General features: G+C 56.5%; 8 protein-coding genes. 4 read left to right on the forward strand and 4 right to left on the reverse strand.

What is annotated here, in order from left to right; translation table 11 throughout:
* Nucleotides 1-42: 42 nt before the first annotated feature.
* The 4 genes from IEW09_RS02580 to IEW09_RS02595 all read right to left on the reverse strand — a co-directional run bounded on the left by IEW09_RS02580 (nt 43) and on the right by IEW09_RS02595 (nt 8,934).
* Nucleotides 43-3,378: an outer membrane beta-barrel protein gene (locus IEW09_RS02580; RefSeq protein ID WP_188552575.1), complete on the reverse strand. Its 3,336-nt coding sequence runs from the start codon at nt 3,376-3,378 to the stop codon at nt 43-45.
* Nucleotides 3,379-3,945: 567 nt separating this feature from the next.
* Nucleotides 3,946-5,487 carry a hypothetical protein gene (locus IEW09_RS02585; protein ID WP_188552576.1) on the reverse strand — a complete coding sequence of 514 codons (1,542 nt, stop codon included), beginning with the start codon at nt 5,485-5,487 and terminating at the stop codon, nt 3,946-3,948.
* A 171-nt stretch (nt 5,488-5,658) separates the two neighbouring features.
* Nucleotides 5,659-7,212: a glycosyl hydrolase family 28 protein gene (locus IEW09_RS02590; RefSeq protein ID WP_188552577.1), complete on the reverse strand. Its 1,554-nt coding sequence runs from the start codon at nt 7,210-7,212 to the stop codon at nt 5,659-5,661.
* Between the two features lie 333 nt (nt 7,213-7,545).
* Nucleotides 7,546-8,934: a ThuA domain-containing protein gene (locus tag IEW09_RS02595; RefSeq protein WP_229739036.1), complete on the reverse strand. Its 1,389-nt coding sequence runs from the start codon at nt 8,932-8,934 to the stop codon at nt 7,546-7,548.
* A 314-nt stretch (nt 8,935-9,248) separates the two neighbouring features.
* Here IEW09_RS02595 and IEW09_RS02600 point away from each other — a divergent pair, with 314 nt between their 5' ends.
* The 4 genes from IEW09_RS02600 to IEW09_RS02615 all read left to right on the forward strand — a co-directional run bounded on the left by IEW09_RS02600 (nt 9,249) and on the right by IEW09_RS02615 (nt 12,349).
* Entirely contained in the window at nt 9,249-10,298 is a 1,050-nt protein-coding gene (locus tag IEW09_RS02600) for a hypothetical protein (protein ID WP_188552578.1), read from the forward strand.
* 261 nt (nt 10,299-10,559) lie between these two features.
* Nucleotides 10,560-11,033 (forward strand): cupin domain-containing protein, encoded by a 474-nt coding sequence (locus tag IEW09_RS02605; RefSeq protein WP_188552579.1) that lies wholly within the window; start codon nt 10,560-10,562, stop codon nt 11,031-11,033.
* Nucleotides 11,034-11,084: 51 nt separating this feature from the next.
* Nucleotides 11,085-11,612: a GNAT family N-acetyltransferase gene (locus IEW09_RS02610; protein ID WP_188552580.1), complete on the forward strand. Its 528-nt coding sequence runs from the start codon at nt 11,085-11,087 to the stop codon at nt 11,610-11,612.
* Between the two features lie 380 nt (nt 11,613-11,992).
* The gene (locus IEW09_RS02615; RefSeq protein WP_188552581.1) at nt 11,993-12,349 is read left to right on the forward strand and encodes a PadR family transcriptional regulator; all 357 of its coding nucleotides are present in this window, start codon (nt 11,993-11,995) and stop codon (nt 12,347-12,349) included.

Consider the following 12,349-nt stretch of genomic DNA (forward strand, 5'->3'; position numbering starts at 1 on the left):
TGTGTTGCGCGATGCCAGCCACAGAATCAAGACACAGCCGCCTTAGAACGTGAAGCGTCCGCCTAACTGTATCTCGCGCGGCGTGCCGTTGGTGCCAGTAATCTGCCCGAAGCTCGGGTTCTGCGCCGTGCAGCATGTCGTGTTTGGGTTGGAGTAGTGTGGCGTGTTCGTCAGGTTGAACGCATCCACCTGGAAGCTCGCGCCCATCTGCTCACGAATTCGCACCGTCTTCGACAGCGACACGTCCGAGTTTCTGTAGCTCGGCCCCAGCACCTTACCCACGCCTGAGTTGCCCAACTGATACTGCGCAGGCGTCGTCAAACACGTCGTATCGAACCACTCCGACGTTTTGCCGATCTTGCGAATCGTCGGGCACGCAAGTTCCGCACGATTCGAAAATCCGCTGTTCAGATTGTCGTTCGAGATACCGAAGCTCAACGGCTGGCCCGATTGCAGCGTCGTAATGCTGCTCACCTGCCAGCCGCCCAGCAGCAGATCCACTGGCCGCGAGCTGTTCGCCAGCCACGTTCTGCCATGCCCAAACGGAAGCTGATAGACGAAGCTCGCGATAAAGTTACTCGGCACGTTCGGCGCCTGGCTCGTGCCCACTGCGCGGTTCAGGTTATCGTGCAGAGGATAGAAGACGTTCATATCGTCGATCTCCTTCGACCACGTATACGAGACGCGACCCTCCAGCCCATGTGAGAAGTTCTTCTTCAGCTCAGCCTGCAGCGCGTGATAGATCGACTGCCCATCCGACGTCGCATAGTTGATCGACGTTACCTCCGGCGCAATGTTGTAATACGGCCGCCGCGTCGTCAGGTCTCCCGGCCCCGGCGCAGGCGTGTCGATGTTGTAGTCGCGATAGAGATTGATTCCTCTCGTTCCCACATAGCTCAGACTGAACACCGTCGACGGCGTCATCTGCTGCTGCACGCCGAAGTTCCACGTATACGCATTGTCGGGACGGAAGTTTCTCGGTATCAGCGTCACCGAAGAGTTCGGCTGCGGCGTTACCGGCGCATTCGTCGAAAGCGGAATGAACGCAGGCAATCCCTGCACGCTCACCTGCGTAAACGGCGTATAGGCAAGCTGCTGATTCAGGTAGTACTGCTGGAAGAACGGGAAGTTGCGCTCGAGGTTGCCGCCGATCGCTCCAAAGTTTCCCGGAAACGTCGTGATACCAAACGCGCCGCGCACCGCCGTCCGTCCGTTATTAGGTGAGTAGGAGAAGCCAACCCGCGGCGCAAAGTTGCCATAGTAGTTGTCCACATTCGGCGCGCGGTTGTTGTTGCTCGCGATATCGAGCAGCCCCGTCGACAGATTGAAGTTTGACTGCCGATTGAATTTGTCGATCGCCTGCGTAATCACGTCCCAGCGCAGCGCCAGGTTCAGCGTCAGCGACTTCGACATGTGATATTCGTCCTGCGCATACACGCCCGCCAGGTGCGCGCGCGTCGCCGGATCGGTATCGACAAAGCCGCGATACAGCGACGAAGGCAACCCCAGCAGGAAGCTCGCAAACGCATTGCCGCCCGTACTGCTGCTGCAATTCGGCTGGCCCGTGCAACTGCTCGTATAGTCCGCATTGAATGAGAAGCTGCCGTTCTGGCTCGCATTCGCATTCGTCAGCGAAGCCTGCAACCTCCGATAGTCTTCGCCCACCGTCACCGTGTGCTTGCCGAAGACCCGAATGAAGTTGTCCGTAATTTGATACACGTTCGTGATGCGGTGCGAGTTCGTCCAGTCCTGCGACCCCGTCGATGCAATGTTGCCGACGTTGAAGATCGCCATGCCCGACGCGCCCGCAAACGCAGAGTCGTTGCCGTTCGGAATCCCCAGCGCTGTATTCTCGTTCGTGCCAAAGTCGTTGCCAAAGTCCTTCGTGTAGAAACGATTGAAGCCGAAGCGCAACTCATTCGTCGCCTTGGGCGAGAAGGTATGGTCATATCCAACCGCTGTGTTGTGATCACGCGAAGCCGCGTTCACATCGCCGATCTGGATGAACCGCGTCCCCGGCGAAGGAGCCGTCAGATCGCGCCGCTGATACGACTCACGCGCAAACAGCCGGTCGCCGTTGCCGAACTGATAGTCCGCCTTCACATCGAACTGGTGGTTGTTGTCCGTCTCCGACGTGTTCGCCTTGTAGTTCTGGCTGATGCTGTTCTGGTTGATCGCCTCCGGCCAGATCGACGCGTCGGCCACCATCTTCGCCGCCACAGGATCGAAGCGCGACGTCGGAATCTGGTAAGCCGGCCCCTGGCTCGTCGTCACAATCGGAAACGGATTGCCCGTCGAAGGATCATACAGAGTAGGGAACTGGCTGGTCAGAAACTCGCCCTGCTTCATCAAGTCAGTCGGCACCGTCAGGTTGTAGGCGATGCCGTTGTTCAGCAGCAGTCCCTGGTAGTCCACAAAGAAGAACGCCTTGTTGCGAATGATCGGTCCGCCCAGCGATCCGCCAAACTCGTTCGAGCGATACGGTGCCTTCGTTAATGCCTGCCACTGAATCGCATTCAAACTGTCGCTGCGAAAGAACTCATACGCCGATCCATGAAACTGGTTGGTGCCCGACTTCACAAACGCATTCACCTGCGCGCCGCCGTACGTGCCGACCGTCGCATCCGCATTGCTGGTCGAAACCTTCACCTCCTGCAACGAGTCCAGCGCCGGCGTCACGTTGATGAAGGCGTTCAGCAGCTCCATGTTGCTCACGCCGTCCAGCGTGTACGTCGTTCCTCCCCACGGCAGCCCGTTCACGCTCGCCGTAATGGAGCCCGAAGCGCCGGCACCAGCAGCCGCCTCCGGCGCACTGCCAAATCCCGTCGCCACCGATCCCGGCACCGTCTGCACCAGTTGCGAGAAGACCCGCCCGTTCAGTGGCAGGCTCACAATCGCCCGCGTGTTCAGCACCTCGCCCATCGACGAGCTCGACGTATTCACCAGCGGGTTGTCTCCCGTCACTTCAACCGACTGGGTCGACGTGCCCAGTTGCAGCTTTACATCCACGCGCGTCGTGCCATCCACCGTCACTACGTTGCCGGTCGAAACCGTCGTCTGAAATCCGGGCGCGCTCGCCTCTACCTTATAGTTGCCCGGAGGCAGCAGGTTGGCGATGTACTCCCCCTGGCTGTCCGAGGTAAGGTGGCTCACCACCCCCGTGTCCTGATTTGTGACGGCGATCTTCGCCCCCGGAACCAGCGCTCCGGTCGAGTCGGCCACCGTACCCTGCAGACGTCCGCTAACGCCCTGCCCAAACGACACCGCCGCAAAAACCAGCAGGCACACCACACTCAGCACCACGCCGCGAAGCCGCAAAATCTGCTCTAACCATCCAGCGTTGCCGGACATCTGATTGAATTTCATTGGGGATTGCATACTGCCTCCTTAAAATGGCTTTCGGAAAATCTCACTCCTGCGGCGGACTCTCTCGACATGTATCCGCTTACATCGAAGCCGCTGGTGTTAACCGAAGATCCGGCACCACTCACATCCTTCGAATCGGAGTTTTCAATAGCCAGAGAACAGTAGAGGCTGAAAAGAAGAACAGTCTAGATAAACGCAGATACCCCGGTGCTACAACGGATCCAACTCCGCTGATATCTGCAATAAACACTATAAGTTACAAGAACGTTACGTCGCGTTACACGCCTTGATTCCGCATAAAATTCCCCACCGACGTCACCGCTAACGCAACCCGACCGACCACAATCCAAACCAAATCATCCCAATCGACCAAAGGCGGGTGTCAGGGGGGTGTCCCATGTCCCGCTTTTGGGATATGGGTTGAACCACCACAACCGCTCGTCCTCTCAACCGAAACTACCACCACAAAACTACGTCATCTCGACCGGAGGCGAAGCCACAGTGGAGAGACCCCTGTATTTCGCCTTTGCCTCCCCACACCTTTCACCAAGACCAACCAAACCCCACCCAGCACCCACCCTACTTTTTCGCAGCAGCAGGAGCAATCACCCCACCCACCCCACCCAGAGGAAACGGATGTACCGCCGCCAGCTCCGTGCTCAGCACCTGGTCGCCCTTCTCCAGATGCACCTGCACCAGCGCCTGAAACCACGGCATCCCACCCCCGCCCCGGCTCACCTTCAACCCCTTGGCCGCCAGCGCCGCCGTCAGCGACTCCACCCCGGCCCGCGAGGTGATGAACCGCGTAACGCCCTCGGTCCCCTTTGTATCCAGTCCGCCCAACACCGCGATGTTGTGTCCGGCCACCACCCCCGGCTGAATCGAGATCAGGCTATAGTCCAGCTTCAGCACCTCGGTCTCCGGATCGCGCTCCGTATGGTAGGCCGCGCTCTCCCCCGGCAGCGGCCGCGAGTTCACAATCGACGCCCGCCACTCCTCCCGCCGCGAGTCCGGATTGTCGAACCGGAAATCCCCCGCCGCCATCAACTGCGCCACCGCAATATTCTGAAACGGTGACCCCAACAGAATCACCGTATGCTGCTGCAAATCCTCAGGAGTAATGTTGCGGCTCGTCTTGATCGTCGGCGTCAGCCCCATCTGCGCGAACAGCCCCGCCAGCATGGCCACGCCCTCCAGCTCGCCCGTCCCGGTATAGCCGTCCTCGTAATAAAGCTGGCCCGCACTCGCTACCAGCGCCGGGTTCGAGGCAAACTCCTTTGCCAGGTGCGGATCGACCCGCGCGCCCCGGTTGTCGCTCGCTCCCTGACGAAAGCGGAAGAGGTCGTTCGAGTCGTCCAGCAGAAACACCGCATTCGGATAAGCGATGATCGGCGAAGGATCGTTGCCGATCAAAGCCGCCCAGAAGCTCTTCACCGGGTCAGCCGGATAACGGTGGAACGGGACTGCCGTCGCCGCCACACCACTGACCGCCGTTCGCGCCTGAAGGTTGCCCGCCAAATATCCCACCGCAATCGCCAGCAGCACCACGGCCGTCGCAACCACCGGCCCCGACCACAGCCATCCCCAGCGACTGTCGCCAACAGGTCCCGATACTGCCTCCAGCCTCGACTCCGGCTGCAAGATCAAAGCTCCCTCCGCCGCCGGAACAACTTCAGTCGAAGCAGGAGCACCACCGCTGCTCTCGCCTCCAGCCTCAGCCGATTCCGTCGCGCCCGCCCGCAGCCGAAACGCCGGGTAGTAATGCCCCTTGGGAATCTCGATCAGGATATGGTCGCGAATGCCCTCCTGCTCGTAATACTCCTTCAACTTCTGCCGCAACCGATGCGTCTGCACCCGAACGATGGTGTCGGTCTTGGGGTCGAAGTCCGGCTTGCGCCCAAACGCCTCCACCCCAATCGTGTACTCCTTCAGCCCCTCGGGATTGCCATCGAGGCCGCGCGTACCCAGAAACTGCAACAGTTGTTGCAGTGTCGGCGAGTTGCGCAGGGTATTGGATTGCAGGACTCGTTGCAGTTGTTGCTGGCTCTGCTCAACGGAAAGCTCTTCGCCCCTGGCAGCAGATATTAGTGGAAGGTTCGTCAATTCCGTTTCACTCGACACCCGGCGCAAGTTTAGCAGTTTGCCGCTACGCCGGACAAACCCGCGCAGCCCCGCACGGCGCAGCTTCCAACGCGATCCATCCACCGGCAAATCAGAACTGGAGCCGAAAGAAGCCTCGTCACAGAGAGTCCGGACAATCGTTCAAACCGCTATCGCGTCATCCTATACAAATCATGGAGCCGAGTAAGGCTCGACCACATCCTCCACCTTGATCGAAGGCTGATTCGAGTTCGCCGAGAGATAGGGCACACCGTTCGCCATCATGGAATCGGCAAACTTCCAGCCGGTCGCCAGCACTCCTGATCCGGAGATCGACCCTACGCTCGCAAATCGATCCATCACAATTGGAACTTCGATATTTTCGCCATTCACAGAGTTCAGGACCAGTTGCCCGATCGAGCCCAACCCTACATTAATCAGCGCCAACGCCGGAGAATAAGATCCTCCGTCCTGCAGGGCAAACCCGTTGAATGACAGATTGTCGATCGCCGAACCATCTCCGAGAATCACAGCGGCGACTTCTATCCCTGAAAGCCGATAGATCACGCAATTGTTAAGCGTCAGGCTCAACCCGTGAATCTTTGCACGATAGAAGAGAGAGGGTGCAAGAATGGCACAGGGCTGGTCCCCTTTAATGGGGATATAGGTAACGTTATTCAGTTGGATGCTGCCAAAATTTTCTGTCACTGCAAATACAACAGGAGCGGTCAGGATGCAATTTGAGACCGTCAAGCCCGTGACAGGATTCGGGTAACTGCCGCTGGCTTGAAAGCCAATATTAAAAACAGCCTCTGAAAAGGTCCCCTTACAATTGCTCACACTCACCGTGTCGACGCTTAACTGAGGACTCCCATTTGCCGTATAGAGTCGCATCATAGAGAAGCTGTTGAAGGTACAGTCGGTCACCGCAACCCGAGAGATATTGCCCGAGTAACCCTCCGGAGCGTTGAAAGCAATTGCGTCGTCGCCCGTCGTGAAGTCACAACCCGAAATCGTAATGTCGTTCGCCGGACCATCAAAGTGCAATCCGTCCGTGTTTACACCGAAGCTCCTCATCACGCATCCCGTAGCCGTGACATGACCGACATTAGAAAGCCGTATTTGATACGCGGGCGTATTTACGACAACCACGTTATTCAGAGAAATATTATCCAGGTTCATCAGATTGATACCGAAGTACCAAAGGTTTGCCGACCCTTGCCGCACTTTGCTTGTCGAGTCTCCATTCAAACCGTTTCCCTGGTTGCCGTTCAGCGTAAAGTTGCTGAGCGAGACGTTCATTCCTCGCGCCGGCGCTGGCGGTCCAGGATCGGATGGCACATTTGCATTGGGAAGCCCATTGTGAATGCCGTCGTTGTTTGTGCCCTCTTTTACAAAGAATCCCGTGCCGCAGCCCAGTCCCGCAATGCCCCAATAGCCGCCGGCCGGAAGAAACAGCCCAGAGATCAGCGCGCTTCCATCGATAATCAATGTGATCGGATGGTTCGCACTCGCCGCTGCCATAGCTGCATTGATACGCGGTCCATCATCCGTAGCAACGCCGCCGGTGTATTTATGACGCCCATTCTCCAGGTTGCAATCCAGAGCGCAGCCGATCTCGGACGCCCGAATATACGTCATTCCCGCTACAGGCACGGGCGCGTCAGCTGGCCCCAGGCACGGAATATATAACTCCGACGCTCCGCAGCCCGTTACAGCGCCCCCGAAAAACGATCCCGCCGCCAACAAGCCCGCTCCCCTAAGGAAGCGGCGTCTATCGAACAGACTTATGCTCGTATCGCGTTGGCAGTTCACAGTGTCTTTGCTGCACCTTTAAAGTTTGAAGCTGCTCTCGTACTTACACCTTGGATCGCGCCAGAAGGGACAGAGCCAGACTCTGTCTATCTCTCATTGAAGAATAACCTGAATCACGGCCAATTGATTCCATAAGCTTATACCTTGCCTTCCGCAACGCTTTCACGCTCCGACAGTGTCCGAAAGGTGCTGAGGGTCTAGGCTCAGCACCCAGATTGGCGTAGGGTGCAGTGCATTTTTGCCTGGTTCTTTTCAGCCGACTGCTTACTTCACTGAGGGGCTATCATCTGCTTTCAGGTCGCCAAGCGCGTATTGAATTCCAGCTCGAATGTGTTCCAGCATCGGGGTCATGGCATACACCCGATCACTGTGGCCGTGCCCTTCGTAGAACACTCGCCCCTTGCCCTCGCGACGAATATAACTCAAGGCATAATCGCCATCGGTTCGCGGATTCACTTCCTTCGCTTTATCGGCAGCGCTCATCTTGCCGTAGTCGATACTCGTCAATACATGCACGTTTTTCCGCGAGAACGAATCCTGCTCGAAGGTATAGGTCTCGTCATGGATCTCGAACTCCTTGCCATGGAACATGGCCGTCAAAGGACTGTTCGGGTCATCGATCTTGACAGTAATCAGTTGCGGATCGGGCCAGTGAAATTTGAAGTAGCCGCCAATCAGCTTGTTGAACGCCGGCCATTGCAGGACAGGCTTCGATTCCAGGTGCAGACTACGCATGTCCGGCGGAGGTAACAAGGAATTGAAATGCGCCACGAAATCGGCGCGGGTGATCTTACCCGTATTGCCGGTATCCAACTTCTGGAACCAATCATCGGCAAGTGCGGTCCACTCCTGCCGGCTGACGGTTTCGTCCTTATCCTTGTCGGCTGCTGTGACGAACCGCGATGCTAAAACCAACGCCCCCAGATTCCGTCCGGGACCGCCGTTCTTTATAGCAGCCTCACTTGCCAGGCAATCGGTGTGGTACGCATCTGTCGCCGCGTGGATTCCAGCAATACCCTTTCCACCTCTCACGAAACTCAGGAATGCCGCTCGCCGCGCGGCCGTCACAGCGGGATTCGGATCGTCGAGAAAACACGCAGTGGTGCTGTCCAGGAAGATAGCGTCGTATTTCTTGAGATTATCGGTGTTGATATCCGCCGCGTCGTAACTGACGGTCGTGGTCCATAGACCGCCCCGGTTCCCGAGTTCTTCCACCGCCTTCGCCGCCAGCGGAATAGAGGCATGCACAAACCCTCCCGCGCCCGTATGGGCCAGCACCAGCACCCTGCGCGGGCGCAGCGGCTTGGCGCCAGGGGTAGTCGGCAACGCTGCCATCATCGCATCCACAGCAGCTTGCGATACTGGGATCGGCGTCGAGTTACCCGCCGGATTAAAAGTGTTGGCTTGCCCGGGCTTCACGGCGGGCGGCGCAGGCAGCAGCTTGCTGATCCCGGCCACAATCTGAGACTGGGTGAGAGTTCCGCTATTTGTGTCGTCCCAGGCTGTAAACCAGGAGTTGAAGCCAGACTCCAGTTCGGGCCGTGTCAGCGCTCCGTCCTTATGGGTGTCGAGGGCAGCAAATAGCGCCTGAGCTGTTTGGCCACCGCGCGGTCCCTGCGCCTGTAACCCCGCGATACCAAATGCGAGTAGCACAGCAGCACCAGTCGAGATACAAGTCGTTGTGATTAATCTGATATGTCTCATAAAATCCGTCGGAATGAGTCTATATCGAGTGCGATCTTCGAGTCAGGTCAAAAATATTTGGGCAGTTTTTGGTGATTTGAAGAAGATCACTATCCAACACGAGACAGCAGATATTTCGGTGAAGAATGACGAGCGATAAATCGCCAATGCCCTCGAGTGAACTTATTACTTCCGAGAAGCCGACTTATCGATACTAACCGCATAGGTCTTTCATTCAACGCTATCCAGTTCCATTGAGAACCACACGCATATTATCTAAATGTATGAGAGTCTTGCGATTCTGCTTCTTCATCATACTGTCTGCGCTGTTTTGTGTGGGTAGCAATTACGCGCAGGTTCCACACACTTCAAAGATCGATTTGGGGCAGTACGGATTTACAAAAACCAAATGCCTTTGGCGCAGTTCCGACGTTGAGTTTCTGGACAACGACCATATTGCGCTCATTGCTCCTTCGATCTCGAAATGTGAGAAAAGTCTGTGGGACTCACCTACCGACACCACGATTACCGTGATAGATCGGCAGGGCCGAACGCTAAGTAGCACCAAGAGATCTGACGTCATCAAAACATCGGCAGGGCCACTCGGCACGATAAGCGTTTGCCTGGGCGACCGAATCGAACTGCTGTCGTCCAGCTTAGAAGTCTTGGCATCAATTCCACTTTCTGGAAAAAAGACCATCAGTCGCTGTTCTTTCTATGGGGCGTTGAATCCATCTCGAAATGTCATCGCCATTTCAAGCACAGGTCACTTCGATCTATATCGGCTATCACCATCCGCTAACACAGTAGTAGAAGTACCGAAGGGATATAACGTTCGGGCCGTCGCTGATGACGGACTACTGCTTTGCAAACAACTTCGGTGCGAAGTTCTCGGCTCTTCGGGAGTGGTACGAAGTTTTCCTCCATTATCCGAACCTGCATTTCAAAACGATATTGCTGGCTTGATAACGAAAGACAAGCTTCTCGTTGCCGATCGAAGTGGTAAGAGCCTTTACACGCTAACGCCGACGGGTGACAAAACCACTATGGCTGATCTCACAAAAATTAGGCCGCCATTCATAGACACCAGCGATGTGCAGCTATCGGCCATGGAGCCGCGTCGCGTTTTGTACAGCGTTGAAGGTTGTCTCCTCGGTGATTTTGATGATTGTTACGGCGAGGTCTTCCACCGTTTCGCCGTATTCGACTCGACCGATGGACGGCTCGTTTTCCGGCATAGTTACGCAGTGGGAGCGGTGCTTAAGATTTCTCCAGACGGCCACATGGTGATTGAGCAAGATGGGATGCAACTCCATCTATACGATCTACCGTAGCTACATGTCGCGTTGATTGCGTGTTATTGGCGTAGCTGATGTTGTGAACGACGTTTGCAACCGGAATCGGATTACTACCGAGAAACGCCCTTCTCGAAAGTTGATCTGCAGGAAGCCCAATCACAGATGCCCGTTTGCTCTTTAGATTTAGAAAGAGTGTCCGGCCAAGCTTTCGCACATCCGATTTGAGACAAAATCCTTGTTGCCGTCATCACTGAAGATGGATTGCGTAGGGATATAAACTTGCTACGGAGAGGGACAATGAACAGACGAGGATTTCTGATCTCAGCGGTCGCGTTGCCGGGGGCGACTATGTTTCCGGAAGTGCTGGCGCAGTCCGTGCAACCCATTACTCATGTGGACACGAGAACCGGTGGCGCTCTGCTGCGGAGCAGTGTCGTGAAGACTGAAGGTCTTCAGCCGGAGGGAGCCGCGCCCGGAGCAAAAGCCTACGTGCACTTCAATGGTCCCACGGAGCAGCTCGCTGCGCTTGCCTCGGGGTTGGTGACGCTGGAGCCAGGAGCGCAGCCCCATCCACCGCATCGCCATCCTGAGGAAGAGATCATGATTGTGGGCGAAGGAACCGGAGAGTTTTCCATCGACGGGGTCGCCACGCAGGTAAAAACGGGTGACATGGTGTTTGCCGAAGCCAATGTGTTGCATGGCGTGAGGAATACGGGCCAGACGCGTATGACTTTCTACTTCATCAAGATGATGGGAAAGCACACTTCATAAGTGCTTGTTCGCCTGAGTAGCTGCCCATAAGCCGACTTCACAGGAGGAACCATGGTACCCGCGCCCTCTGCGCGTCTGATCTTTCGAAGCTGGACGGATGAAGATACCGCCCTGGCCGAAGCCTTATGGTGCGATCCTGACGTGACTCGCTTCTTCGGTGGCGCTATGAGCCGGGAACAGGCTCGTGATCGGCTTCATGTCGAACGTGAGCGTGACATCTCTCTCGATATACAGTACTGGCCAATCTTCCTGCGTGAGACAGGCGAATTTGCAGGGTGTGCCGGTCTGCGGCCGTGGTCGATGGACCCTGAGACAATCGAGGTCGGCGTTAACCTCATGCGGTCTGCCTGGGGACTGCGCCTGGGCGAGGAAGCTTTGCTCGCTGTACTCGCGCACGGCTTCGATACGCTGGGCCTGCCGGTCATCGTCGCCGGGCACGGAACCGCACACGATAACTCGCGAAAGCTGCTGGAGCGGGTGGGATTCAAGTACACGCACGACATTCTGTGGGGGCCGAAGAAGATCGAGGTGTGCATGTGGGCGATGACTGCGCAGACCTGGCGCGTGGCGAAGCGGTAGCCATAAACGCATTCCTCGGGAGTAATCGGACACGATCAATCCTCAATGAGTGCATTCCTCTGATATCAACAGTTGAAGCCGACATACCCGGCGTCTAAGGCAGATCGAACCGCCGTCCGCCTGTCCCATTGAACGAATACATCCGCGTGTACCTATTCGATAATTGCGAAGGCATCGGAGTCCAAAAATGGTTTCGTGGCTCATTCAGAGAATCGAAGTGCTTACAGTTCGCAGGCAGGTAATCGCTGTGGCGCATTTCGAGACTACCCGTGTTATGGAAACGGGCTAAGGACTGAAGCAGCATTAAAATCCACTTAGCCCTTGACAGTCGATAGTCGAATGTCTACCCTAGCCGTTATATCGAGGGTCGACTGTCTTCTATGGCGAAACAGACACCGCAACGCGCAAACCTGCTCCAAGGCACGCTGGACATGCTTATTCTGCGGACGCTTCTGTATGGGCCCGCACACGGTCACCAGATAGGGAAGCATATCCAGCGAACCACGAATGACTTTCTGCAGATGCAGCACGGGTCACTCTATCCCGCACTGCATCGTCTGGAAGAAAGAGGATGGGTGAGCGCCAAATGGGAGACCGCTCCCGATCGAAACCGCGAATACAAGTACTACCGATTGACGGACAAGGGGAAAAAGCAACTTTCGGTCGAAGAGTCGCAGTGGAAGCAGATGGCGGAAGCGGTTGCGCGCGTCATGTGGCCCGCGCCCGAGGAGAGCTGA

Origin of the sequence: Edaphobacter dinghuensis (assembly GCF_014640335.1) — a bacterium.
Lineage (GTDB): Bacteria > Acidobacteriota > Terriglobia > Terriglobales > Acidobacteriaceae > Edaphobacter > Edaphobacter dinghuensis.

Coding starts and splice junctions, on each gene's coding strand:
- IEW09_RS02610 (WP_188552580.1), top strand. CDS start 11,085: ATGGTACCCGCGCCCTCTGCGCGTCTGATCTTTCGAAGCTGGACGGAT.
- IEW09_RS02615 (WP_188552581.1), top strand. CDS start 11,993: ATGGCGAAACAGACACCGCAACGCGCAAACCTGCTCCAAGGCACGCTG.
- IEW09_RS02600 (WP_188552578.1), top strand. CDS start 9,249: ATGAGAGTCTTGCGATTCTGCTTCTTCATCATACTGTCTGCGCTGTTT.
- IEW09_RS02605 (WP_188552579.1), top strand. CDS start 10,560: ATGAACAGACGAGGATTTCTGATCTCAGCGGTCGCGTTGCCGGGGGCG.
- IEW09_RS02580 (WP_188552575.1), bottom strand. CDS start 3,378: ATGCAATCCCCAATGAAATTCAATCAGATGTCCGGCAACGCTGGATGG.